Source organism: Streptomyces sp. IMTB 2501 (assembly GCF_001953885.1).
Taxonomy (GTDB): Bacteria; Actinomycetota; Actinomycetes; order Streptomycetales; family Streptomycetaceae; genus Streptomyces.
The window spans coordinates 233,542-257,631 of the sequence record NZ_MQUS01000008.1 but is presented as its reverse complement, the minus strand read 5'-3'; the positions used below and the strand labels follow the sequence as shown (position 1 = coordinate 257,631).

At 71.7% G+C, this 24,090-nt stretch carries 21 protein-coding genes; 14 read left to right on the top strand and 7 right to left on the bottom strand.

Going from position 1 to position 24,090, the window contains the following annotated elements:
• The first annotated feature begins 29 nt into the window (after positions 1-29).
• The gene (locus AV521_RS16745; RefSeq protein ID WP_076089085.1) at positions 30-1,190 is read left to right on the top strand and encodes a uroporphyrinogen-III synthase; all 1,161 of its coding nucleotides are present in this window, start codon (positions 30-32) and stop codon (positions 1,188-1,190) included.
• A 16-nt stretch (positions 1,191-1,206) separates the two neighbouring features.
• Here AV521_RS16745 and AV521_RS16740 read toward each other — a convergent pair whose 3' ends face one another.
• The 5 genes from AV521_RS16740 to AV521_RS50840 all read right to left on the bottom strand — a co-directional run bounded on the left by AV521_RS16740 (position 1,207) and on the right by AV521_RS50840 (position 3,708).
• Positions 1,207-1,974, bottom strand: coding sequence for a DUF899 domain-containing protein (locus tag AV521_RS16740; RefSeq protein WP_076089083.1), 768 nt, complete (start codon positions 1,972-1,974; stop codon positions 1,207-1,209).
• A gap of 42 nt (positions 1,975-2,016) precedes the next feature.
• Entirely contained in the window at positions 2,017-2,685 is a 669-nt protein-coding gene (locus AV521_RS16735) for a DUF2182 domain-containing protein (protein WP_076089081.1), read from the bottom strand.
• 45 nt (positions 2,686-2,730) lie between these two features.
• Positions 2,731-3,081: a helix-turn-helix transcriptional regulator gene (locus tag AV521_RS16730; protein ID WP_076089079.1), complete on the bottom strand. Its 351-nt coding sequence runs from the start codon at positions 3,079-3,081 to the stop codon at positions 2,731-2,733.
• Positions 3,068-3,502: an SRPBCC domain-containing protein gene (locus AV521_RS16725; RefSeq protein WP_076089077.1), complete on the bottom strand. Its 435-nt coding sequence runs from the start codon at positions 3,500-3,502 to the stop codon at positions 3,068-3,070. The genes AV521_RS16730 and AV521_RS16725 overlap by 14 nt, the downstream gene beginning before the upstream one ends.
• A 77-nt stretch (positions 3,503-3,579) precedes the next feature.
• Positions 3,580-3,708 (bottom strand): hypothetical protein, encoded by a 129-nt coding sequence (locus tag AV521_RS50840; protein WP_256725575.1) that lies wholly within the window; start codon positions 3,706-3,708, stop codon positions 3,580-3,582.
• Positions 3,709-4,104: 396 nt separating this feature from the next.
• On the opposite strand from AV521_RS50840, the gene AV521_RS16715 reads away from it, so the two are divergent.
• The 6 genes from AV521_RS16715 to AV521_RS16690 all read left to right on the top strand — a co-directional run bounded on the left by AV521_RS16715 (position 4,105) and on the right by AV521_RS16690 (position 11,420).
• Positions 4,105-4,698: an ABATE domain-containing protein gene (locus AV521_RS16715; protein ID WP_076089075.1), complete on the top strand. Its 594-nt coding sequence runs from the start codon at positions 4,105-4,107 to the stop codon at positions 4,696-4,698.
• A 280-nt stretch (positions 4,699-4,978) separates the two neighbouring features.
• The gene (locus AV521_RS16710; RefSeq protein WP_030167252.1) at positions 4,979-5,563 is read left to right on the top strand and encodes a sigma-70 family RNA polymerase sigma factor; all 585 of its coding nucleotides are present in this window, start codon (positions 4,979-4,981) and stop codon (positions 5,561-5,563) included.
• 62 nt (positions 5,564-5,625) lie between these two features.
• A complete protein-coding gene (locus tag AV521_RS16705) occupies positions 5,626-6,396 on the top strand; it encodes an anti-sigma factor (protein WP_256725569.1) in 771 nt (256 codons plus the stop codon).
• Between the two features lie 130 nt (positions 6,397-6,526).
• Positions 6,527-8,914: a UvrD-helicase domain-containing protein gene (locus AV521_RS16700; RefSeq protein WP_076089071.1), complete on the top strand. Its 2,388-nt coding sequence runs from the start codon at positions 6,527-6,529 to the stop codon at positions 8,912-8,914.
• Positions 8,915-9,327: 413 nt separating this feature from the next.
• The gene (locus tag AV521_RS16695; RefSeq protein WP_076089069.1) at positions 9,328-10,752 is read left to right on the top strand and encodes an NAD-dependent malic enzyme; all 1,425 of its coding nucleotides are present in this window, start codon (positions 9,328-9,330) and stop codon (positions 10,750-10,752) included.
• Between the two features lie 386 nt (positions 10,753-11,138).
• Positions 11,139-11,420, top strand: coding sequence for an HU family DNA-binding protein (locus AV521_RS16690; RefSeq protein ID WP_023550134.1), 282 nt, complete (start codon positions 11,139-11,141; stop codon positions 11,418-11,420).
• Between the two features lie 139 nt (positions 11,421-11,559).
• Here AV521_RS16690 and murA read toward each other — a convergent pair whose 3' ends face one another.
• The gene (murA, locus tag AV521_RS16685; RefSeq protein ID WP_076089067.1) at positions 11,560-12,900 is read right to left on the bottom strand and encodes a UDP-N-acetylglucosamine 1-carboxyvinyltransferase; all 1,341 of its coding nucleotides are present in this window, start codon (positions 12,898-12,900) and stop codon (positions 11,560-11,562) included.
• Positions 12,901-13,176: 276 nt separating this feature from the next.
• Here murA and AV521_RS16680 point away from each other — a divergent pair, with 276 nt between their 5' ends.
• The 7 genes from AV521_RS16680 (at position 13,177) to AV521_RS16650 (ending at position 22,968) form a co-directional block, all read left to right on the top strand.
• On the top strand, positions 13,177-13,749 hold the full coding sequence (locus AV521_RS16680) for a YqgE/AlgH family protein (RefSeq protein WP_069780554.1): 573 nt from the start codon (positions 13,177-13,179) through the stop codon (positions 13,747-13,749).
• A gap of 29 nt (positions 13,750-13,778) precedes the next feature.
• On the top strand, positions 13,779-14,066 hold the full coding sequence (locus AV521_RS16675; protein WP_076089065.1) for a DUF3039 domain-containing protein: 288 nt from the start codon (positions 13,779-13,781) through the stop codon (positions 14,064-14,066).
• Positions 14,067-14,254: 188 nt separating this feature from the next.
• The gene (locus tag AV521_RS16670) at positions 14,255-15,925 is read left to right on the top strand and encodes a beta-N-acetylhexosaminidase (RefSeq protein WP_107480932.1); all 1,671 of its coding nucleotides are present in this window, start codon (positions 14,255-14,257) and stop codon (positions 15,923-15,925) included.
• A 258-nt stretch (positions 15,926-16,183) separates the two neighbouring features.
• A complete protein-coding gene (locus AV521_RS16665; RefSeq protein ID WP_076089063.1) occupies positions 16,184-17,077 on the top strand; it encodes a xanthine dehydrogenase family protein subunit M in 894 nt (297 codons plus the stop codon).
• Positions 17,074-19,161, top strand: a complete 2,088-nt coding sequence (locus AV521_RS16660) for a (2Fe-2S)-binding protein (RefSeq protein ID WP_076089061.1) — start codon at positions 17,074-17,076, stop codon at positions 19,159-19,161. The genes AV521_RS16665 and AV521_RS16660 overlap by 4 nt, the downstream gene beginning before the upstream one ends.
• A complete protein-coding gene (locus AV521_RS16655; protein ID WP_076089059.1) occupies positions 19,158-21,467 on the top strand; it encodes a xanthine dehydrogenase family protein molybdopterin-binding subunit in 2,310 nt (769 codons plus the stop codon). The genes AV521_RS16660 and AV521_RS16655 overlap by 4 nt, the downstream gene beginning before the upstream one ends.
• Before the next feature lie 340 nt (positions 21,468-21,807).
• Positions 21,808-22,968, top strand: a complete 1,161-nt coding sequence (locus AV521_RS16650) for an SUKH-4 family immunity protein (protein WP_076089057.1) — start codon at positions 21,808-21,810, stop codon at positions 22,966-22,968.
• 12 nt (positions 22,969-22,980) lie between these two features.
• On the opposite strand, the gene AV521_RS16645 is transcribed toward AV521_RS16650, so the two are convergent.
• Positions 22,981-23,961: a hypothetical protein gene (locus AV521_RS16645; RefSeq protein ID WP_076089055.1), complete on the bottom strand. Its 981-nt coding sequence runs from the start codon at positions 23,959-23,961 to the stop codon at positions 22,981-22,983.
• Positions 23,962-24,090: the final 129 nt, after the last annotated feature.

Here is a 24,090-nt window from a genome sequence, read left to right as displayed (position 1 = left end):
TCGGCGTGCCGGTCAGCTAGGAGAGCCCCATGTACGACGAAGAGCAGCACACCGGAGCCGTTGAGCACGGTCCGCTCGCGGGATTCACCGTGGGTGTCACCGCCGCGCGCCGGGCGGAAGAGCTGGGCGCCCTGCTGCAGCGGCGCGGTGCGGCGGTCCTGCACGCCCCCGCCCTGCGCATCGTGCCGCTCGCCGACGACGGCGAGCTCCTCGCCGCCACGAAGGGGATCATCGACCAGGTGCCGGACGTGGTCGTGGCCACGACGGCGATCGGCTTCCGGGGCTGGATAGAGGCCGCCGACGGCTGGGGTCTCGGCGAGCAGCTGCTCGGCCGGCTGCGCGGCGCCGAACTGCTGGCCAGGGGCCCCAAGGTCAAGGGATCGATCCGCGCGGCCGGCCTGACGGAGGAGTGGTCACCTTCCTCGGAGTCCCTGGCCGAGGTCCTGGACCGGCTCCTGGAGGAGGGTGTGGAGGGCCGCCGTATCGCCGTACAGCTGCACGGCGAACCGCTTCCGGGCTTCGTGGAGTCCCTGCGGGCCGGGGGAGCGGAGGTGGTCCCGGTGCCGGTGTACCGCTGGATGCCCCCGGAGGACATCACCCCGCTGGACCGCCTCCTGGACGCGACGGTCGCCCGGTCCCTGGACGCGCTCACCTTCACCAGCGCCCCTGCGGCCGCGTCCCTGCTCTCCCGGGCGGAGACCCGAGGCCTGCTCCCCGACCTGCTGTCGGCCCTGTGCCACGACGTCCTCGCGGTCTGCGTGGGCCCGGTCACGGCGATCCCGCTGCAGGCGCACGGCGTGGACACGATCCAGCCGGAACGCTTCCGGCTGGGCCCTCTGGTCCAGCTGCTCTGCCAGGAACTCCCGGCCCGGGCCCGCTCGCTGCCGATCGCCGGGCACCGGGTGGAGATCCGGGGCCATGCGGTCCTGGTCGACGGCGACCTCAGGCCGGTGCCGCCGGCGGGCATGTCGCTGCTGCGCGCCCTGTCCCGGCGGCCCGGCTGGGTGGTGCCCCGGGCCGAACTCCTGAGGGCACTGCCGGGCGCGGGCCGCGACGAACACGCGGTGGAGACGGCGATGGCCCGTCTGCGTACGGCTCTGGGGTCGCCGAAGCTGATCCAGACGGTGGTGAAGCGGGGCTACCGCCTGGCCCTGGACCCGGCGGCGGACGCGAAGTACGCGGACGCGTAGCCCACCGGGTGGTCGCTCACCGGCCGTCGTACTCGTCGTGGCGGCGCCACCAGAAGCCGGTCTCGTTACGGCCGAGGGGTGCGCGGTCGAGCCACTGGTACATGCCCCACAGGGCGTCCAGGCCGCGTGCGTACGCCGAGTAGGTGTGGTGGACGGTGCCGTCCTGCAGCGCGAACGCGCTCACACCGGGTCCTTCGCGGCGGTACGTCTGCCAGTCCGTGCCGACGATGGAGCGGGTGAAGGCGTCGCGGGAACTCTTCTCGTCGGCCGTCGCCGGCCGCAGGTCCTCCGCACCGAAGTTGTACGCGACGACTCCCGCTTCCCATTCCTCCTCGGTGTGCGCCACCCCGAAGTCGAAGTTGAAGTCGCTGCCGTGGGACGACGCCCACGGGAAGCTCCAGCCCATCCGCTGCCGGTAGGCGTGGAGTTTGGCGAGCGGGGCCCGCGAGACCGCCCAGAACATCACGTCGTGGTGGGCGAGATGGACCACGGAGCCGTTGAAGCCGTCGGCGATCGCCGAGCAGGAAGGGCATCCGGCGGTGTAGTCGGGCCCGAACATGAAGTGGTACACGAGCAGCTGCGAGCGGCCCTGGAACAGGTCGGCGAGCGACACCGTCCCCTCGTCCGTCTCGAAGCGGTAGTCCTTGTCCACCCGGACCCAGGGCAGCTCCTGCCGGCGCCGGGTCAGCTCGTCGCCGCGCCGGGTCAGCTCCTTCTCCGCCTTGAGCAGCTCCAGCCGCGCGGCAAGCCACTCCTCGCGTGTCCCCGTCTTGTGACCGGTCATGGTCTGTTCTCCGTTTCTTGTCCCGTTTCCTCTTCGGTGTCGTCATGTCCCTGGTGGCATGAGCAGCCCCGGAACCAGCGAAGGCGCGATGACGATCACGATTCCGAGCCCGACGATCGCCAGTGCCGGCGGAACGTCGATCGCGGTCTTCGCGGGCAGCAGTTTCTGGGCGCAGGTGAGGACGGCGACCACCGCCATCCACAACGGGCTCATCACGTCCAGCGCCACGAGCATCGCCATCAGCCCGCCGCTCGAACCGGCGCAGTACCACCCGTACCTGAGCCCGGAACCGGCGGCCTCACGGCAGCGGCGCCGGAAGTACCGTTTGACCGGCGTGAGTTCATAGGCGCCCGCCGCGATCACCACGGCGCCGGCGGCCGTCGAGCCGTGCGGCCGGTCCAGCGCGTACGCCACGACACCCGCGAGCGCCCAGACGGCCACGTAGCCCGTGGTGAACGGCAGCGCGGTGCGCAGCCCGCCGGTCGCGCGGACGTGCCGGGCGACGGCCGGAGCCGCGCCCGGCAGCATCATCGCCGCCATCATCGTCGTCCACGTCGCGGCGAAGAACCCCGACGCCCCGGGTCTGGTCGCGACCCCCATGTCCATGCCGTGCATCAGCCGGACCGCGGCCGCCCAGCATGCCGCGGCCGTCGCGAGCGTCATCCCCAGTGCGATCGCCGGCTCGGCCGGCCGGCGGAATTCCGCGTTCACCGTCGGTGCTCCCTCCGCAGTGGGTGCGGGCGGCGCCGGACCCCGTCACGATGATCCGCGCGCCTGCTCGTCGAGGTGATCCTTCAGCGCGTCGAGCGGACTGTCCCAGTCACGTGCCAGCGCGGCCAGGAACTGCTGTGCCACCTGCATCGGCGCGGTCCGCAACCGGTACCGCACCCGGCGCCGCTCACCCGGTTCGGCCGTCACCAGTCCGGCCTCGGCCAGCAGGGCCAGGTGTTTGGCGATCGCCTGCCGCGTGATCGGCAACCGTCCGGCCAGGTCCGTGGCGGTGGCCGGTCCCCCGGAGGCCAGCGCGGCAAGGACGGTGCGCCGGGTCGGGTCGGCCAGAGCGGCGAAGACCTGTTCGGCGACCGCCTCGACATCAGGCTGCGGCATCGAGGTAGTCGACCAGTTCGCCCAGCTCGCGCGCCCAACCCTCGGTGTGGCCGTCGTACTCCGTGCGGTAGACGTCGTCCGGCAGCTGGGCGAAGCCGGTCTCGACCACCGTCAGCCGGGTGCCGGTGGCGACCGGTTCGAGCGTGAACTCCACATAGGTGCGGCGCGGATCGTCCTCGGGCAGTCCGGCCATGCGCCAGGTGTAGCCGAACACCCTCGGCTCCTCCACCCGTTCCACCCGCATGTCGGCGGAGTGGCCGCCGTCCCATTTCATCCAGGCCGAGCCGCCCGGGCGCAGATCGATCCCGGCCTTGTCGCCGAACCAGGCGCTCAGTCCCTCGGCCGTGGTGAGCGCCGCCCACACCTTGGCCGGCGGGTGCGCGATCTCGACGGTCCGCTCGATGCGATCGGGGAATGCCATAGCTGCCTCCACATGTATAGCAACCAACTGATTGCGACACTATGGCAACCAATCGGTTGCGTCAACCGGATCGGCGCCTACGCGGAGCGGCCGAGGCGGCCGTACAGCAGCAGTGCTCGGGTCGGGTGTCCCAGGGCCGGCGCCGAGCCCACCGCCCGGACCGCGTTCTGGCCCACCTCGTGCACGGTGTGCCGCGCGGCTGCCACGCCGACAGTCCCGTCAGCAACAGCGCCCCCATGAAGCTCAGGAAGAACACCGGGTTCTGGATCACGGTGTTGATGTTCCGCATGACCTCGACATACGTCCGGTCGTCGCCGCGGGCCAGGGCCGGCATCACCGCGCAGGGCGAAGATGTAGAAGACCCCGGCGCTCAAACCCACGGTGATCGTCGCCGCGATCAGGACGGCGATTCTGGTGGGTGTGTTCGTCATGTCTTCAGGCAACCCGGAGGCCCCGGTCCCGGACATGGCCGAGGCGCGCGTTCGCATGCGCGTGCGTCCAGCCCGGTACGAGGGGTTCCGGCCTGGCGTCCGGGCGGGCACTGTGAAGAGAAGAGCCCCCTTCGGTTCCCCCACGCTTCCTGCCTAGGCGGTGACAGGCACATGGCACTGGGTACGGCCACGCCCGCGTACGAGCTGCGTTTCGACGCCGGACGGATCTGTCTCGATCTCCTCGCGACCACGCATCCGGCCGAACGGCTGGACTCCGCCGAGGCGTTGTGCGCGTGGATCGGCGGGGCGGGGCTCGTGCCGGAGGGTACGCCGCTGGCCCACGCCGACGGCCCCTGGCTCGCCGGGTTCCGTGAACTGCGGGCGCACATCGGGCGGTTGGTGCGGGCTCCGCATGCCGTGGATCCTCCGTCGTGGGACCGCTCCCTCGCCCGCGTCAACGAGGCCGCCCGCGCCTCGACCCCGGCCCCGCTCGCCGTACCCGCCGAAGACGGTCGCCTCATCAGGGAGTTGGCCGGTCCGCCGACGTGCGCGGAGCTGCTCGCCGTCGTCGCCCGGGACGCCATCGAGCTGCTCACCGATCCCGTCGCCAGGGCCGCCGTACGGGAGTGCGAAGGGGACAACTGCCCGCTCGTGTACCTGGACACCTCCCGCGGGCGGCGCCGGCGATGGTGCTCCAGCGAGGTCTGCGGGAACCGGGAGCGGGTGGCCCGGCACCGGCGGCGGGTCGCCCTCACCCGAGCCTGAGCGGGCCCCGACCGCGCCCCGACCCGCCTGAACCCGGCTCGCCCGGGCGTGATTTGCGTAACACCCGGTTTCTCGGCCGACCCAGCCGGGCAGCTCTGCCATCCCGGACGACCCACCTCCGATGTGTCGGAAATGTAAAGATCATGCGGGAGGAATGTGCTCGCATGTCCCTGTCGTCACGTCACCCCCGAGAAAACTGTCACCTCCGTTTGAACACCTCAACGCTCGTTTCCGTACGGGTGGGCGAGCGACCGACTGGGGGAACCCCCGGACACCGGAGGTGGGCGTGCGCAAGGATGCGGCCGTGGCCAATGAACGTGGATCGAGGGCCCGACATCGCATGTCCTCGCAGCCCTCGGAACCCGATGAGGAGCTGATGCGTGCGCTGTACCGAGAGCACGCCGGACCTCTGCTCGCGTATGTCCTGCGGCTGGTCGCCGGTGATCGGCAGCGCGCCGAGGACGTCGTACAGGAAACGCTCATCCGTGCCTGGAAGAACGCCGGTCAGCTCAATCGGGCGACCGGATCGGTACGCCCCTGGCTGGTGACGGTCGCGCGCCGCATCGTCATCGACGGCCACCGCAGCCGGCAGGCCCGGCCGCAGGAGGTCGATCCGTCGCCGCTGGAGGTCATCCCCGCGGAGGACGAGATCGACAAGGCGCTGTGGCTGATGACGCTGTCGGACGCGCTCGACGACCTGACCCCGGCCCACCGGGAGGTCCTCGTCGAGACGTACTTCAAGGGGCGTACGGTCAATGAGGCGGCCGAGACACTGGGCATACCCAGTGGCACGGTGCGGTCTCGGGTGTTCTATGCCCTGCGATCGATGAAGCTGGCACTGGAGGAGCGGGGGGTGACGGCGTGATGAGCAGTGGATACGGGGGGATGCAGGGATTCGGCATGGGTGGTCCGGGTATGTCTGGCCCCATGAGCCCCAACCAGGGATCTTCGGTGCCGAGCGAGCACGAGACCGTCGGCGCCTATGCCCTCGGGATTCTCGACGACGCCGAGGCAACCGCTTTCGAGGCGCATCTCGCCGGCTGTGAGTGGTGCGCCCAGCAGCTGGACGAGCTGGCCGGGATGGAGCCGATGCTCGCCGCGCTCGCGGACCTGCCGGGCGCCGGCAGCACCCCCGCGATCGGCGACTCGCTGTCCGCCAGGCCCAGCCCGCGGCTGGTGGAGAAGCTGGTCGACGAGGTCGCCGAGAAGCGCGCCCAGAAGCGGCGGCGTTCCTTCTACATGATCGCCGCGGCGGCCGCCCTGATCATCGCCGGACCGCTGGCCGCCATCGCCGCGAACAGCGGCTCGTCGGGCGGAGGCGGCCAGGTCACCGCGTCCTCCGCGCAGACCACCTTCGAGGCCATGGCCAACAAGGTGTCGGCCACCGACCCGACGTCCCACGCCAGTGCGACCGTCGGCATGCAGCAGAAGGACTGGGGCACCCAGGCGGTCCTGGAGCTGAAGAACGTCACGGGCCCCCTGAAGTGCTCGCTGGTGCTCGTCGCGAAGAACGGCCAGCGTGTGACGATGTCCTCCTGGTCCGTGCCGAACTGGGGCTACGGCATCCCGACCGCGAAGACCGAGGAGTCCAAGAAGCCGCTCTACATCGGCGGCGCGGCGGCCTTCAAGCCGAACGAGATCGACCACTTCGAGGTCGTGACCTTCGACGGAAAGAAAATCGTGCAGGTGCAGGCGTAGCGCGCCGCACACCGTCACAGCCTCGCGCGCGCCCGGGTGGTGCGGCCGCCCCGGCCGCACCACGCCGTAGCTTTGAGGGCCCCCCTTCGCGTACGGTTGACGGCTGCCCAGCACGTCAGAAGGGGGCCCGGTGGCCGCTCAGGTTCAGCAGTCCGCGGTCGGCTCGGTACACGACGCACACGACTCCGTCCGTGACCGGGAGATCAGCGTCGAACAGGAACACCTGGACCGGGTGTACCGGCGGCTGGAGGAGAAGATCCACGAGGCCGAGTTCCTGATGAACGACGCGGCCAAGCGCGGACAGGTCGGCACCCCGGGCGCGCTGGCCGAGCGGGACGCGCAGGTCTTCCGGGCCGGCATCCACCTGAACCGGCTCAACAACGAGTTCGAGGACTTCCTCTTCGGGCGGATCGACCTGCTGCTCGGCAAGGACGGGAAGAAGGGCCCCGACGGGGCCTACACCGCCGTGGAGCCCGCCGAAGGCGCCGTGCGGGACGACAACACCGCCGACATCGCCGAGACCCTGCACATCGGGCGCATCGGCGTCCTCGACGAGGACTACGCGCCGCTGGTCATCGACTGGCGGGCGCCGGCCGCCGCGCCCTTCTACCGGGCCACGCCCGTGGACCCGGGCCGGGTCGTACGGCGCCGGGTCATCCGGTCCAAGGGGCGCCGGGTGCTGGGGGTCGAGGACGACCTGATGCGACCCGAGCTGACCGCCCGCCTGGACGGCCGCACGCTGCCGGTCATCGGCGACGGCGCCCTCATGGCCGCGCTCGGCCAGGCCCGCGGCCACACCATGCGGGACATCGTCTCCTCCATCCAGGCCGAGCAGGACCTGGTCATCCGCGCCCCCGCCGCCTCCATCACCTATGTCGAGGGCGGGCCGGGAACCGGCAAGACCGCGGTCGCCCTGCACCGCGCCGCCTATCTGCTCTACCAGGACAGACGCAGGTACGCGGGCGGCATCCTCATCGTCTCCCCGACCCCGCTCCTCGTCGCCTACACCGAGGGCGTGCTGCCCTCGCTCGGCGAGGAGGGACAGGTCGCGATCCGCGCGATCGGCTCACTCGCCGTGGACGCCGTCGGCGCCGAGGCCACGCTGTACGACTCCCCGTCCGTGGCCCGCGCCAAGGGCTCGTACCGGATGCTGAAGGTGCTGCGGAAGGCCGCCCGGGGCGCGCTGGAGCTGGGGCCCACCGCCCGGCCCGCCCGGGACGAGGACGCCGGGCCGCAGGCCTTCGACGGCCCGCCCGCCCGCCTGCGCGTCGTCGCCTTCGGGCGCCGGCTGGAGCTGGAGGCGGCCGAGCTGGACCGGGTCCGCCGCACCGCCCTCGGCGGCACCGCGCCCGTCAACCTGCTCCGACCGCGCGCCCGCAAGCTGCTTCTGGACGCCCTGTGGGCCAAGTCCGGGGCGGCCGCCCGGCACGCCGACCCGGAGCTGGCCGCCGAGCTGCGCTCCTCCTTCGACGAGGACGTCACGACCGAGGACGCCTTCATCGCGTTCCTCGACGCCTGGTGGCCGGAGCTGACCCCGAAGCAGGTCCTCAAGGCCATGGCCGACGAGAAGCGGCTCGGCCGCTGGGCCCGCCGGATCCTCAACCCCGGCGAGGTCCGCAAGGTCGCCCGCGCCCTGCAGCGGGACGGCCACACCGTGCACGACATCGCCATGCTGGACGAGCTGCAGGCGATCCTCGGCGCCCCGGCCCGCCCCCGCAGGAAGCGCGAGCTCGATCCGCTGGACCAGCTCACCGGCCTGGAGGAGCTGATGCCGGTGCGCGAGGAGAGCCAGCGGGAGCGGGCCGAGCGGCTCGCGCAGGAGCGCACCGAGTACGCACACGTCATCGTGGACGAGGCGCAGGACCTCACGCCGATGCAGTGGCGCATGGTCGGCCGTCGCGGCCGGCACGCCACCTGGACGGTCGTCGGCGATCCGGCCCAGTCCTCCTGGTCCGACCCGGACGAGGCGGCCGAGGCCCGCGACGAGGCCCTCGGCACCCGGCCCCGGCGCCGCTTCCAGCTCACCGTGAACTACCGCAACCCGGCGGAGATCGCCGAGCTGGCCGCCAGGGTGCTCGCGCTCGCCATGCCCGGCTCCGAGTCGCCGCGCGCGGTGCGGTCCACGGGCGTCGAGCCGCGTTTTGTGACAACGAGCGACGGACACGGCACGGTCGTACGGGATTCGGCGGAGCGGACCGTGCGGGCCGAGGCCGAGCGGCTGCTGGGCCTGGTCGACGGCACGGTCGGCGTGGTCGTCGCCATGAACCGGCGCGAGGAGGCCCGGCGGTGGCTGGCCGGGCTCGGCGACCGGGTGGTGGCGCTCGGCAGCCTGGAGGCCAAGGGGCTGGAGTACGACGCGACGGTCGTCGTGTCGCCCGCGGAGATCGCCGACGAGTCCCCGGCCGGGCTGCGCGTGCTGTACGTGGCGCTGACCCGGGCCACCCAGCAGCTGACGGTGGTGTCGGGGGAGCGGGACGAGCCGGACGCGGCCGGGGTGCCGGATCTGCTGCGCGACTGACTTTCCGATCTGCTGTGCGACTGACTTTCCTGTGAACATCCCGGACGGGAATGGCCGTACGACGTCGGTTTGTTAGCCTTGGTGTGGCACCGGCCCGATCCAAGCCCCCGGGCCCAACCTTCGTCCCTGCGAGGGACCACTTGCCGCGAGGCGAGCATGGCGGGTCGGTGTCATGAACTTGTGGGAGACCCACATCACGTCCGTGATGTGGGTCTCTTTCTTTGGGGTGCGCACCCCTTTTCCCGCCTGATCATTTCTCGTATGGTGGAAGTGGTTTTCCGAAACCACGCACCTGCCTGCCGATCCCTGTGAACAAAACGTCCGCAACCCCGGGCGACTATCAGGTACTCGCGGGTAGGTGCGACGATCGGACGGCACAACTCGCGACACGGTGAAAGCAGAGGAAGTCGGCCATGGCAACGGCGCCCAGCGTCTCCTACTCGATGACCATCCGGTTGGAGGTGCCCGCGAGCGGAACCGCCGTCTCGCAGCTCACCACCGCCGTGGAGTCCTCCGGAGGCTCGGTCACCGGCCTCGACGTCACCGCGTCCGGCCACGAGAAGCTCCGTATCGACGTGACCATCGCGGCCACCTCCACGGCCCACGCCGAGGAGATCGTCGAGAAGCTGCGCGGCATCGAGGGCGTCACCCTCGGCAAGGTCTCCGACCGTACGTTCCTGATGCACCTCGGCGGCAAGATCGAGATGCAGTCCAAGCACCCCATCCGCAACCGTGACGACCTGTCCATGGTCTACACGCCGGGTGTGGCCCGTGTCTGCATGGCGATCGCCCAGAACCCCGAGGACGCCCGCCGCCTCACCATCAAGCGCAACTCCGTTGCGGTCGTGACGGACGGCTCCGCCGTGCTCGGCCTCGGCAACATCGGCCCCAAGGCCGCGCTGCCCGTCATGGAGGGCAAGGCGGCCCTCTTCAAACGCTTCGCCGGCATCGACGCCTGGCCGATCTGCCTGGACACCCAGGACACCGACGCGATCGTGGAGATCGTCAAGGCGATCGCCCCCGGGTTCGCCGGCATCAACCTTGAGGACATCTCGGCGCCGCGCTGCTTCGAGATCGAGGCCCGGCTGCGCGAGGCCCTCGACATCCCCGTCTTCCACGACGACCAGCACGGCACCGCCATCGTCGTCCTCGCCGCCCTGACCAACGCCCTGCGCGTCGCGGACAAGGCCATCGAGAACATCCGGGTCGTCATGTCCGGCGCCGGCGCGGCCGGTACGGCCATCCTCAAGCTGCTGCTCGCCGCAGGTGTGAAGAACGCCGTCGTCGCCGACATCCACGGTGTCGTCCACTCCGGCCGCGAGGACCTGGTGAGCGCACCGGCCGACTCGCCGCTGCGCTGGATCGCGGACAACACCAACCCCGAGGGCCTCACGGGCACTCTGAAGGAGGCCGTGCGCGGCGCGGACGTGTTCATCGGCGTCTCGGCACCCAATGTGCTGGACGGCGACGACGTGGCCGCCATGGCCGACGGTGCCATCGTGTTCGCGCTCGCGAACCCCGACCCCGAGGTCGACCCGGCCGTCGCCCGTCAGACGGCCGCCGTCGTGGCCACCGGCCGCTCCGACTTCCCGAACCAGATCAACAACGTGCTGGTCTTCCCGGGTGTCTTCCGCGGCCTGCTGGACGCCCAGTCCCGCACCGTCAACACCGAGATGATGCTGGCCGCCGCGCAGGCCCTCGCCGACGTGGTGACCGAGGACGAGCTGAACCCGAACTACATCATCCCGAGTGTCTTCAACGACAAGGTCGCGGGCGCCGTCGCCGGAGCGGTGCGCGACGCCGCGAAGGCCGTCGGCGCGTCGGCGTCGGCCGAGTAGGCGACCGGCGTTGCTGCGGGCGGGTACCGGGGCCGCTGTCCCCGGACCCCCCGCTTCGGCCCGCACGGCCACGTCGTCGAGCGCCGGAAGGGCTGATTTTCCCGCCCTGTACTGTGTGGAGGCTGTGAGGATCACCACGGCTGCCCCCGCACCGGCGCGTCGTGGAACCAGCTGGTGCCGGGCGCGCTCTAGGGTGACGCCGAGCGGGCGCTTTTCGTGTGACTCCCCAGGGTGTTCTCACGACTCCTACGGGTGCCGGATTGGCTTTACCGCCGCAGGTAGGGGCAGGATGCGTCCCTGGGCGCGAGCGCATCGGCATCGCAGTGCCTCGGGCGGATCCGCCGCGTGGCACACCCCAACGGCAAGAAAAACACGGGAGTAACAACATGAACCGCAGTGAGCTGGTGGCCGCGCTGGCCGATCGCGCCGAGGTGACCCGCAAGGACGCCGACGCCGTGCTGGCCGCGTTCGCCGAGACCGTCGGCGAGATCGTCGCCAAGGGCGACGAGAAGGTCACCATCCCCGGCTTCCTGACCTTCGAGCGCACCCACCGTGCCGCTCGCACCGCGCGCAACCCGCAGACCGGCGAGCCGATCAACATCCCCGCCGGCTACAGCGTGAAGGTCACCGCGGGCAGCAAGCTCAAGGAAGCGGCCAAGGGCAAGTGACCTTGCCGCCCCTGTGCCAACGGGACGGCGTAGGGGCACTGTGCATAACGACGATGGGGCGGCACCCGGGTTTCCGGGTGCCGCCCCATCGTCGTAAGAACACCGCCGGGTGTCCGGGCCGGAGCTGGGTGGTGTGCCGTCAGCCGAGGGCCTTGCCCGGCAGTTCCACCTTCGCTCCCAGCTCCACGAGCTTCTCCATGAAGTTCTCGTAGCCGCGGTTGATGAGGTCGATGCCGTGGACGCGGGACGTGCCCTCGGCCGCCAGGGCCGCGATCAGGTACGAGAAGCCGCCGCGCAGGTCGGGGATGACCAGGTCGGAGCCCTGCAGCTTGGTCGGGCCGGAGACGACCGCGGAGTGCAGGAAGTTGCGCTGGCCGAAACGGCAGTCCGAGCCGCCCAGGCACTCGCGGTAGAGCTGGATGTGGGCGCCCATCTGGTTCAGGGCCGAGGTGAAGCCCAGACGGGACTCGTAGACCGTCTCGTGGATGATGGACAGGCCCGTGGCCTGCGTCAGGGCCACCACCAGCGGCTGCTGCCAGTCCGTCTGGAAACCGGGGTGTACGTCCGTCTCCAGTGCGATGGACTTCAACTGGCCACCGGGGTGCCAGAAGCGGATGCCCTCGTCGTCGATCTCGAAGGCGCCGCCCACCTTCCGGTAGGTGTTCAGGAACGTCATCATCGAGCGCTGCTGGGCGCCGCGGACATAGATGTTGCCGTTGGTCGCGAGGGCCGCCGAGGCCCAGGACGCGGCCTCCAGGCGGTCCGGCAGGGCACGGTGGGTGTAGCCGCCGAGGCTCTCCACACCGGTGATGCGGATCGTGCGGTCGGTGTCCATCGCGATGATCGCGCCCATCTTCTGCAGCACGCAGATGAGGTCCTCGATCTCCGGCTCGACGGCCGCGTTGGACAACTCCGTGACGCCCTCGGCCATTACGGCCGTCAGCAGCACCTGCTCGGTCGCGCCCACGGACGGGTACGGCAGCCGGATCTTCGTACCGCGCAGACCCTTAGGGGCTTCCAGGTACTGGCCGTCCGCGCGCTTCTCGATGGTCGCGCCGAACTGCCGCAGCACGTCGAAGTGGAAGTCGATGGGCCGGCCGCCGATGTCACAGCCGCCGAGGCCGGGAATGAACGCGTGGCCGAGACGGTGCAGCAGCGGACCGCAGAACAGGATCGGAATACGGCTGGAACCCGCATGGGCGTCGATGTCAGCCACATTGGCGCTCTCGACGTGCGTCGGGTCCATCACCAGCTCGCCGGGCTCCTCGCCCGGACGGACCGTCACCCCGTGCAACTGGAGCAGGCCGCGGACGACCCGCACGTCACGGATGTCGGGAACATTGCGCAGTCGGCTCGGCGCGCTGCCCAGCAGGGCGGCGACCATGGCCTTCGGTACGAGGTTCTTCGCACCGCGGACACGGATCTCGCCCTCCAGCGGGGTTCCGCCGTGGACAAGCAGGACATCGTCGTTGACGGTCATGTATCTCGCGTTCCGATGAGTCGGGCAGGGGCCGGCCGATCACTGTGCGCAGGGGCCGGGAAGACAGGGTAATCGCCGATTACCCCCCTCCCGTAAGCCCAAGTACCACCCAGCCACGTCATAGCTGTGTCACAACACGAACCGTTCCCTTTCGGGCACATGGGGTCACCGGCCCCGGACGTGCGCCTGGGGCGCTTCCGCGCTCCCTGAGCTGCGTTCACTCCCGCACCCCCGTTGGCTCCCCACTCCGGGGGAAGATGCGGGATCATTTCTGGCATGACCGAGGTGTCCTCGCTCACAGGGCGGCTGCTCGTGGCCACTCCCGCCCTGGCGGACCCGAACTTCGACCGCGCGGTGGTGCTCCTTCTCGACCACGACGAGGAGGGCTCCCTCGGTGTCGTCCTCAACCGCCCGACCCCCGTGGACGTGGGCGACATCCTGGAGGGCTGGGCCGACCTGGCCGGCGAGCCCGGTGTGGTCTTCCAGGGCGGTCCCGTCTCGCTGGACTCGGCGCTCGGCGTCGCGGTCATCCCGGGCGGTGCGAACGGCGACCTCGCCCCGCTCGGCTGGCGCCGGGTGCACGGCGCGATCGGCCTGGTCGACCTGGAGGCCCCGCCCGAGCTGCTCGCCGCGGCCCTCGGTTCCCTGAGAATCTTCGCCGGATACGCCGGCTGGGGCCCCGGCCAGCTGGAGGACGAGCTGGTCGAGGGCGCCTGGTACGTGGTCGAGTCGGAGCCCGGCGACGTCTCCTCGCCGGCCCCGGAAAGACTCTGGCGCGAGGTCCTGCGCCGCCAGCGCAACGAACTGGCGATGGTGGCCACATATCCGGACGACCCTTCGCTCAACTGATACGTGTGTGCTTCAGTACCCTGGCTGGTATGAGCACTCTTGAGCCCGAGCGCGGGACTGGTACGGGGACCCTCGTAGAGCCGACGCCGCAGGTGTCCCACGGCGACGGTGACCACGAGCGCTACGCCCATTACGTCCAGAAGGACAAGATCATGGCGAGCGCCCTCGACGGCACCCCCGTCGTGGCGCTGTGCGGCAAGGTCTGGGTGCCGGGCCGCGACCCGAAGAAGTACCCCGTGTGCCCCATGTGCAAGGAGATCTACGAATCCATGGGCAGCGGCGGCGACGACAAGGGCGGCAAGGGCGGCGACAAGTAAAGGATCCGTCCAGGACTCGTCTGTCCGAGGTCGTGAGGCCCCCGGTCGCGTGCGCGGTGCGCGCGTTCCGGGGGTCCTCGTGTTCTCTGGTCATGAGTGGTCGAGACCTGTAGCCTCCTCGCAGTTGTGCACAGTGGAACGGTCGTTGCACTCAGTGCAACGCGCGTGGCGGAGGTGCGGCGGGCGGCATGAGCGACAAACCCCTCTTCCCGGAACCCGACGTGTCGCTGATCCCCGCGCCGGCCGGCCTCGCGGCCTCGCTGCCCGGCGGCGGAACCGGATTCGTCATCGACGCGGACACCGAGATCGAGGCCACGGAGGGCACCGAGCGGGTCGCGCGCTGGCTGCGGACGACCGTCGGCGCGGGGACCGGGCTGCCGCTGGCCCCGCTGCGCGACAGCGGCTGCCGCATCCTGCTGCGGATCAACCCCGCGCTCGCGGACGCACTCGGCAGTGACGAGGGCTATCAGCTGTGTGCCGACGGATATCTCGTCTGCATCGACGGCGCGAGCGAGGCCGGTCTGTTCTGGGGCGCCCAGACCTTTCGTCAACTGCTGGGCCCGGAGGCCTTCCGGCGCGCTCCGGTCAGCGGCCGGACCGAGTGGGAGTTCCCGGCCGTCACCATCCGCGACGCGCCCCGATTCCGCTGGCGCGGCCTTCTCCTCGACGTGGCCCGGCACTTCATGCCCAAGGACGGTGTGCTGCGCTATCTCGATCTGATGGCCGCGCACAAACTCAACGTCTTCCACTTCCATCTGACCGACGACCAGGGCTGGCGGATCGAGATCAAGCGGTATCCGAAGCTGGCCGAAACCGCCTCCTGGCGGGCGCGGTCGAAATTCGGTCACCGCGCATCGCCGTTGTGGGAGGAGAAACCGCACGGCGGTTACTACACCCAGGACGACATCCGGGAGATCGTCGCCTATGCCGCCGAGCGGCATATCACCGTCGTCCCGGAAATCGACGTACCGGGCCATTCACAGGCCGCCATCGCCGCGTATCCGGAACTCGGCAACTCCGATGTCATCGACACCACCGCCCTGGACGTCTGGGACAACTGGGGGATCTCCGCCAACGTACTCGCCCCCACTGACACCACCCTGCGCTTCTACGAGGGGGTGTTCGAGGAGGTCCTGGAGCTGTTCCCCTCGCAGTTCATCCATGTCGGCGGCGACGAGTGCCGCAAGGAGCAGTGGACCGGGTCGGTGACCGCCAAGAACCGGATCGCGGACCTCGGCCTCGCCGGCGAGGACGAGCTGCAGTCGTGGTTCATCGGCCACTTCGACGCTTGGCTCGCCGCGCGCGGGCGCCGCCTCATCGGCTGGGACGAGATCCTGGAGGGCGGCCTCGCGAAGGGCGCCGCGGTGTCGTCCTGGCGCGGCTACGGCGGCGGGATCGCGGCCGCGCGGGCCGGCCACGACGTCGTCATGTGCCCGGAGCAGTTCGTGTATCTGGACCACCGTCAGGCCCCGGGCGAGGACGAGCCGGTGCCGATCGGGTTCGTGCGCACCCTGGAGGACGTCTACCGGTTCGAACCCGTCCCGGCCGACCTCACCGAGGCGGAGGCCCTGCATGTGCTGGGCACTCAGGCCAACGTCTGGACCGAGGTGCTGGAGGACGCCGCGCGCGTGGACTACCAGGCCTTCCCCCGGCTCGCGGCCTTCGCCGAGGTGGCCTGGAGCCGGCTGCCCGCCCCTGAGGAACGGGACTTCGCCGGGTTCGAACGCCGTATGGCCGCCCATTACGCGCGACTTGACGCCCTCGGCGTCGCCTACCGGCCGCCCGCCGGGCCCCGGCCATGGCAGCGGCGCCCCGGTGTCCCCGGCCGCCCGATCGAGGGACAGCCCCCGAACAAGTGACCGTGCCGTCCAGCCGACTGTCCCGAACAAGTGCTGGAAAAACGCTCCAAGGATCACCAAAGAGTGTCAATCGGTGCGCACCGGTGATGCCGTGTGAAAACGGACCATCTCCGCGATGAGGTGGGCGAATGCCTCCTAGCGGACCCCCGCGTTCGGCCCTTGCGAAGATGTGCCAGAGTTGCCACGTCCGCCCTGTGAGCACGTACCGTACGGCCACACAGGTGGGACCAGGTGGGGCAGCGGGAAGGGGCAGCCGGTTTGACCACGCACGCACCGCAGGCGGCGCAGGCCGTCACGCTGCCCACGACGCTGGACGAGGCGGTGGCGGCCCTCGGCGCCGTGCCCACCGCCGTGCCCGTCGCGGGCGGCACCGACCTCATGGCCGCCGTCAACTCCGGCCAGCTCAGGCCCGCCGCCCTGGTGGGCCTCGGGCGGATCAGCGAGATCCGCGGCTGGCAGTACCAGGACGGCCACGCGCTGCTCGGCGCGGGCCTCACGCACGCGCGCATGGGACGCCCCGACTTCGCGGCCCTGATCCCGGCGCTCGCCGCCGCCGCGCGCGCCGCGGGCCCGCCGCACATCCGCAACGCGGGCACCCTCGGCGGCAACATCGCCTCGGCCGCTCCGACGGGTGACGCGCTGCCGGTCCTGGCCGCCCTGGAGGCGACGCTGATCATCGCGGGCCCGGGCGGTGCCCGCCGGGAGATCCCGGTGTCGCACCTGCTGGCCGGCGTGGAGATGCTGCGCGGCGGCGAACTCATCGGCTACGTGCGCGTGCCGCTGCTGCACGCCCCGCAGGTCTTCCTGAAGGCGACCGGCCGCACCGGCCCCGGCCGGGCGCTGGCCTCCGTGGCGCTCGTCCTCGACCCCGCCCGGCGCGGAGTGCGGTGCGCCGTGGGCGCCATAGCGCCGATGCCGCTCAGGCCCCTGGATGCCGAGCAGTGGGTCGCGCAGCTGATCGACTGGGACAACGACCGCGCGCTCGTCCCGGAGGCCCTGAACGCCTTCGGCGAGTACGTCGCCGCGGCCTGCATCCCGGACCCGGTACCGGAGCCCGACGGCTCGGTGACCCCGCTTCCGCCCGCCGTACTGCACCTGCGGCGCACCGTCGCCGCACTGGCCCGACGAGCACTGGGGAGGGCGCTGTCGTGACCGACGACCAGCACGGACAGGGCACGCCCCAGGGCGGCGGACGCTGGGACCCGCTGCCCCAGGGCGACTACGACGACGGCGCCACCGCCTTCGTCAAGCTCCCCGAGGGCGGCATCGACGCCCTGCTGTCCGGCGACAGCCCGCTGGCCGCGCCCGGACACGGCTATGTGCCGCCGCGGATAACGGCCGCCCCCGGTGCCGACGATCCCGCCGCGCCCGGCACCTGGACCGCGCCCGCGAGCGGCGTCCAGTGGCCCGACCCGAACGCCACGCCCCAGGCGCCGGCCGCGGACGACCGGTTCACCTACCGGCCCGGCGCGACCCAGCAGTGGACCTTCGAGGAACCCGCGGCAGCCCCGGCCGCGCCGGGACGCGACGTCACCGGGGCCGCGCCGGGACGCGACGTCACCGGGCAGTGGTCCATCCCGGTCGCCGGCGGTGACCTTCCGGACGAATCGGGCGAGTTCACCACGTCCTCCCTGGTCGAACAGTGGGGCGGCACCCCGCCGGCCACGCTGCCCGGCGGCGCGCCCGCCCCCTGGGCGACGGAGGAGGCGGGCCGCGCCTGGGACCGCCCCGCGGACCCCGGTCACCCCGGCCTGCCGGACCACACGGACGCGCACCCGGCGGGCGGTTCGGCCGCGCCGGTCCCGGCGCCGGATGGTGCGGGGGCGCAGGGATATGCGCGGGACGAGCGGTATGTGCGCGACGAGCAGTTCGCGTCGGGTGAGCGGTATGCACCCGATGAGCAGTACGTGCCGGATGGGCAGTTCGCGCCCGACGGTCAGTACGCCCCGGACGAGCGGTACGGGCAAGCCCCGGCCCCTCACGAGGAGACCGGGCACGAAGAGGCCGGGCAGCCGGACGCCGGGCGCGTCGACGCCGCGCAGGCGCACGTCGAGGCCGGTCACCCAGGCGAGTTCACCGGGTCGGCGGAACCGGATGCCGAGCCGGCCGCGATGCCGGACGTGGACGACCACGGCCCCGCGAAGGCCTCTGGGCGCCCCGCTGACGGCCCGGCGGGCCACGGCGGCCCCGCAGGAACCTCCGAGGCTCCGCAGGCCGCGACAACGCCCGCCACGGCTGACGCGCCCGGCGCCGCAGTGACCGCCGCCCCGGCGGCACCCCGGCCCCCGGCCGCAGCAGCCGTACCGGAGCACACCGCCGACGCGCACGGGACAGCCGTACCGGATCCGGCACCGGATGGGCGTGGTTCTCGGGCCGTTGAGGCACCGGGGGAGGGCGACACGCCCGGGAGCGGCACCGAAACCACCGGCGAGGACACCGCGCCCCGCCCGGAGGCGGCCGCCGAGGAGCACCCCGCGCCCCCGCCGCACGACGACCACCCGCTCGCGTCGTACGTCCTGCGCGTCAACGGCGTCGACCGGCCCGTCACCGACGCCTGGATCGGCGAGTCGCTGCTGTACGTCCTGCGTGAGCGGCTCGGTCTGGCGGGCGCCAAGGACGGCTGCTCGCAGGGCGAGTGCGGCGCCTGCAACGTCCAGGTCGACGGCCGTCTGGTGGCCTCCTGCCTGGCCCCGGCGGTCACCGCGGCCGGCTGCGAGGTGCGTACGGTCGAGGGCCTGGCCGCCGACGGACAGCCCTCCGACGTGCAGCGCGCGCTCGCCCGGTGCGGTGCCGTGCAGTGCGGTTTCTGCGTGCCGGGCATGGCGATGACCGTGCACGACCTGCTGGAGGGCAACCCGGCTCCGACCGAGCTGGAGACCCGGCAGGCGCTGTGCGGCAACCTGTGCCGCTGCTCCGGCTACCGGGGCGTGCTCGACGCTGTCAAGGAGGTCGTCGCCGAACGCGAGGCGTCGTCCCACGCCGCCGCCGGCGACGCCGAGACGGACGCGGACGAGGTACGTATCCCTCACCAGGCGGGTCCCGGCTCCGGTGGCGTCAACCCGTCGGCGTTCGAGGCGCCGGGCGCGTTCGACACGCCGCCGGCCGCCGCGGCCGCCTACGGCGACGCACCGGACCCGTACGGCGCGCCCGACCCGTACGGCACGCCGCCGCACGGCACACCGGGCCCGCACGACCCGCACGACCCGCACTACGGCCAGGACGGAGGCCAGGCGTGAGCAACGAAGCCGCCACGGCGACCACTGCCGCGGAACCCGCTGCCGAGGCAGAGTCGTTGCCGCACGGCCTCGGTGCCTCCCTGCCGCACGCCGATGCCCGCGCCAAGACCGAGGGCACCTTCCCGTACGCGGCCGACCTGTGGGCCGAGGGCCTGCTGTGGGCGGCCGTGCTGCGCTCCCCGCACGCGCACGCGCGCATCGTGTCCGTCGACACCAGCCACGCGCGCGAGATGCCCGGCGTACGCGCGGTCGTCACGCACGAGGACGTGCCCGGCACCCCGCGCCACGGCCGGGGCACCCCCGACCGGCCGGTGTTCGCCTCCGAGGTCGTACGCCACCACGGCGAGCCCATCGCCGCCGTCGCCGCCGACCACCCGGACACCGCGCGGATGGCCGCCGCCGCCGTCATCGTCGAGTACGAAGTACTCGATCCCGTCACCGACCCGGAGCAGGCCTTCGAGGCGGAACCCCTGCACCCGGACGGCAATCTGATCCGGCACATCCCGTTGCACCACGGCGATCCGGAGGCGGCCGGCGAGGTCGTCGTCGAGGGCCTGTACCGGATAGGGCGCCAGGACCCGGCCCCGATCGGTGCCGAGGCAGGTCTCGCCGTGCCCCGTCCCGACGGCGGCGTCGAGCTGTACCTGGCCTCCACCGACCCGCACAGCGATCGCAACTCGGCCGCGGCCTGCTACGGCCTGTCCCCGGATCGGGTGAAGATCGTCGTCACCGGGGTGCCGGGCGCCACCGCCGACCGCGAGGACCAGGGCTTCCAGCTCCCGCTCGGCCTGCTCGCGCTGAAGACCGGCTGCCCGGTGAAGCTCACGGCGACCCGCGAGGAGTCCTTCCTCGGTCACGCCCACCGCCATCCCACCCTGCTGCGCTACCGCCACCACGCGGACGCCGAGGGCAAGTTGGTGAAGGTGGAGGCGCAGGTCCTGCTGGACGCGGGCGCGTACGCGGACACCTCCGCCGAATCCCTGGCCGCCGCGGTCTCCTTCGCGTGCGGCCCGTACGTCGTCCCGAACGCCTTCATCGAGGGCTGGGCCGTACGCACCAACAACCCGCCCTCCGGCCATGTGCGCGGCGAGGGCGCGATGCAGGTGTGCGCCGCCTACGAGGCGCAGATGGACAAGCTGGCCAAGAAGCTGGGCCTGGACCCGGCCGAACTGCGCCTGCGCAACGTCCTGGCGACCGGCGACGTCCTGCCCATCGGCCAGACGGTGACATGCCCCGCCCCGGTCGCCGAACTCCTGCAGGCGGTACGGGACTTCCCGCTTCCCGCCCTGCCCAAGGACACCCCCGAGGAGGAGTGGCTGCTGCCCGGCGGGCCCGAGGGCGCGGGCGAACCGGGCGCGGTGCGCCGGGGCGTCGGCTACGGCCTCGGCATGGTGCACATGCTCGGCGCGGAGGGCGCCGACGAGGTGTCCACGGCGACGGTCAAGGTCCACGACGGGGTCGCCACCGTGCTGTGCGCGGCCGTCGAGACCGGCCAGGGCTTCACCACCCTCGCCCGGCAGATCGTCCAGGAGACCCTCGGCATCGAGGAAGTCCATGTGGCGCCGGTCGACACCGACCAGCCGCCGGCCGGCGCGGGCTGCCGGGGCCGGCACACCTGGGTGTCGGGCGGCGCGGTGGAGCGCGCGGCGAAGATGGTCCGCACCCAGCTTCTGCAGCCCCTCGCGCACAAGTTCGGCATGTCCACCGAGTTGCTGCAGATCACCGACGGCAAGATCACCTCGTACGACGGTGTGCTGTCGACCACCGTCACCGAGGCGATGGACGGCAAGGAGCTGTGGGCAACCGCGCAGTGCCGTCCGCACCCGACCGAGCCGCTGAACGGCTCCGGGCAGGGCGACGCCTTCGTGGGCCTGGCCTTCTGCGCGATCCGCGCGGTGGTGGACGTCGACATCGAGCTGGGCTCGGTCCGCGTGGTGGAGCTGGCGGTCGCCCAGGACGTGGGCCGGATCCTCAACCCGACCCAGCTGGCCGCGCGGATCGAGGCGGGCGTGACCCAGGGCATCGGCATCGCCCTGACGGAGAACCTCCGGACGCCCCGCGGCCTGATCCGTCACCCCGACCTGACCGGTTACGCCCTGCCGACCGCGCTTGACGCCCCGGACATCCGGATCGTCAAACTGGTCGAGGAGCGGGACGTCGTCGCCCCCTTCGGCGCCAAGTCCGTCAGCGCGGTCCCGGTCGTGACGGCACCGGCCGCGGTCGCCTCCGCGGTCCGCGCGGCCACCGGCCGCCCGGTCAACCGGCTCCCGATCCGCCCGCAGGCAGCGGTGGTCACGCCCCAGTGAGCACCTTCGACACGCCCGACACGCCCGAGGAGTGGCGCTAGGAACAACCGCCCCGCGTGGGAGAGTTGGGCCTGCGCATCCCGCTGTTCATCGGAGCGGCGCCAGGCCGTGGTGCCGGGCGGCATCCACTTCACGTGAGTCCGGGAGGGTGCGGCCGGGGGCGAGGGCACGGGTGATTCCCGAGGCCGCGCAACGGCCCCGCCCCGCCGGGCGTCTTTGCCGATGAGGACCGTTGTCAGTGGGGCGGCGTAGTGTCCTGAGCAGTGGGGGCAGTGGCACTCACGGACTCACACGTGGACGGACTCACGTGTGCACCGACGGGGAAGATCGCGGGGGAGCGATGAGCACGACCGACGCCGGGGTCACGGCGATCACGCTGACCGAGGCCGAGCTGGACCGCTATGTCACGCACGCGCCGACGCGCGGCCTGCTCAGCGGCTCCGGCCTGCCCGCGGCCACCGACCTGCTGACCTTCTCCCCGCTCCGCAGGCATGGCCTGCGCACGCTCGCCGACGCCGCGGACGGCCCGTTCCGCGTGGCGGACGAGCTGCGGGACCGGCTGGTGATAGGCGAACTGCTCAACCCGGCGGGCATGGCGCGCGAGTCCATCCTGCTCGACGGCGGCACCGGCGAGCTGACGACGGCCTACCTCTTCGACCCGTCCGGCGCCCGCCCCTTCGCCCCTTCCCTGGACACCCTCCTGCGCTTCGCCGCGGTCACCGAGGAACTGGCGGGCCTGCGCGGCCGTTTCGCCTCCCTCGCGGGCCGGTACGGCCCCAGGACGGTGACCGAGGCCACCCGCCGGCTGCTCTCCCTCTTCGAGGAGGGCACGGACGGAAAGGTCCCGCCGTACTGGAAGGCGGCGGCCCTGATCCGCCCGCTGGCTCTCGTCGCGGGCCCCGGCACGGCGTCCGGGCTGACCCTGGACGTCCCGGCCCGCCTGCTCGACCAGCAGTTCGGGCACGGCCGGGTGGCCCGCTTCGAGGAGGTCGACTTCCCCGCGACGCTCACGCACGAGCCGACCCGGCGCTTCCTGCGCGAGACCGGGCTGCCGGAGGAGGCGGTCCTCTTCCACGCCGACACGGACGTCCCGCTGCCGACGCTCCGGGAGTACGCCACCGAGGACTGCGCCGGCGATCACCCTCCGGACGAACTCCCGGCCCACGCAGACCACTTGATCCGCCTGGGACGCCTGGTCGGGGACAACAGCCTGGTGGTCGACGGGAGAACGGGCTCGGTCCTGACCTTCAGCGAGCCGGGGGCGACGCTCCACCCCCTCAACACCGACGTCTCCACCCTCGCCTTCACACTCTGGCTCCTCCACCACGAGCGCACGATCGACGGCCACCTCGCAGCCGAACTGACGACCCGCGCCTACGACCAGCTGGCCGCCGCCATGCTCCACACCCTGACCACCCTCGACCCCACAGCCACCCTCCCGACCACGGACTGGCACTACTGGACGGAACAGTTCCAGGACAAGTCGGGTGGGGCACTCTGAGCACGAACCGGTTCAGGACTGCGTCGGCGTGCCGTGCAGACGGACCGTGCTGAGGATCTTCATGACGGTCGCCTTGGGCACCTCGTCGTGGACGCCCTTGGCGCCGTAGAAGATCCACGACACGAAGTCACCGGCCGAGTTCTTGAAGCCGAACGAGAGCGCCTTGCCGTCGCTGGCGCACTTGCCCCGCTGGGGCGTGTTGGTCGACCAGGCCCAGGCGATGCTCCCCTTGACTCCCGCGGTGGTCGTGTAGGGCTGGGCCTTCTCATCGACGGTGAAGCTCTTCTTGTCCGGCTGTGTATAGGGGGCGTAGACCCACCAGCCCACCGTGTTCAGCGCCACTTGGTCGGTGTTCTTGGCACCGCCCGCGCCCTTGGTGCCGGTCGCGGCCAGTTCCGTGTCCTCCGTCCGGCCGTCCTTGTCGTCGTCGGACGTGCACCACTTCGGCTTGTCATACGCTATGCCTGACATGTAGGCGATCGGCTTGCCCGTCTTGTGGTCCGCGTAACCGATGGCGGCGGTCGGGGGCTCCACCTCCCAGTCCGCCGGCACGTCGAAGGCGATGCCCCACTTGGCGTTGACGGTGACCTTCCAGCCAGGGACGGTCGGCTTCTCGGCCCCGGTGCCGCGTGAGTCGTCCGACCCGGAAGCGGAGGCCGCCGGGCTCTGCGGCGGCGCACTGGCCGACGCCTTGGGCTTGCCGCCACCGGCGTTGTCGTCCTTGTTGCCGCCCAGGATCAGGAAACCGCTGACGCCGGCGGCCACCACCACGGCCGTGGCCGCCCCGATCGCGACGACCTTGGTCCGGTTGCCTCCGCCGCTCGGCGGCTGCGGCGCCCCCAGGGGCGGGGGCGCGCCCCACTGAGGCTGCCCCGGCTGCTGATAGGGGTTCGGCTGCTGATAGCCCGTCTGCTGGTACGGGTTCGGCTGCTGGTAGGGATTCTGGTGCTGCGGGTTCTGCTCGCCCCCGGGCGGCTGCTGTCCTGGCCACATGTGCGGTAACCCTAACGCCGCCGCCACCAGGTCAGTTCGGCCGGGAAGTGGGACGAGAACGGAGACGGGCGAGCAGAGGGACGGCCCCGTCATGGGTGCCGCCCCGCTGGTTCTGCCTGGTCAAGACGT

Bases quoted from the DNA above. Each gene is read 5' to 3' on its own strand.
- AV521_RS16745 (WP_076089085.1), top strand. From the start codon at position 30: ATGTACGACGAAGAGCAGCACACCGGAGCCGTTGAGCACGGTCCGCTC.
- AV521_RS16740 (WP_076089083.1), bottom strand. From the start codon at position 1,974: ATGACCGGTCACAAGACGGGGACACGCGAGGAGTGGCTTGCCGCGCGG.
- AV521_RS16730 (WP_076089079.1), bottom strand. From the start codon at position 3,081: ATGCCGCAGCCTGATGTCGAGGCGGTCGCCGAACAGGTCTTCGCCGCT.
- AV521_RS16725 (WP_076089077.1), bottom strand. From the start codon at position 3,502: ATGGCATTCCCCGATCGCATCGAGCGGACCGTCGAGATCGCGCACCCG.
- AV521_RS16715 (WP_076089075.1), top strand. From the start codon at position 4,105: ATGGCACTGGGTACGGCCACGCCCGCGTACGAGCTGCGTTTCGACGCC.
- AV521_RS16705 (WP_256725569.1), top strand. From the start codon at position 5,626: ATGAGCCCCAACCAGGGATCTTCGGTGCCGAGCGAGCACGAGACCGTC.
- AV521_RS16695 (WP_076089069.1), top strand. From the start codon at position 9,328: ATGGCAACGGCGCCCAGCGTCTCCTACTCGATGACCATCCGGTTGGAG.
- AV521_RS16690 (WP_023550134.1), top strand. From the start codon at position 11,139: ATGAACCGCAGTGAGCTGGTGGCCGCGCTGGCCGATCGCGCCGAGGTG.
- murA (WP_076089067.1), bottom strand. From the start codon at position 12,900: ATGACCGTCAACGACGATGTCCTGCTTGTCCACGGCGGAACCCCGCTG.
- AV521_RS16680 (WP_069780554.1), top strand. From the start codon at position 13,177: ATGACCGAGGTGTCCTCGCTCACAGGGCGGCTGCTCGTGGCCACTCCC.
- AV521_RS16675 (WP_076089065.1), top strand. From the start codon at position 13,779: ATGAGCACTCTTGAGCCCGAGCGCGGGACTGGTACGGGGACCCTCGTA.
- AV521_RS16670 (WP_107480932.1), top strand. From the start codon at position 14,255: ATGAGCGACAAACCCCTCTTCCCGGAACCCGACGTGTCGCTGATCCCC.
- AV521_RS16650 (WP_076089057.1), top strand. From the start codon at position 21,808: ATGAGCACGACCGACGCCGGGGTCACGGCGATCACGCTGACCGAGGCC.
- AV521_RS16645 (WP_076089055.1), bottom strand. From the start codon at position 23,961: ATGTGGCCAGGACAGCAGCCGCCCGGGGGCGAGCAGAACCCGCAGCAC.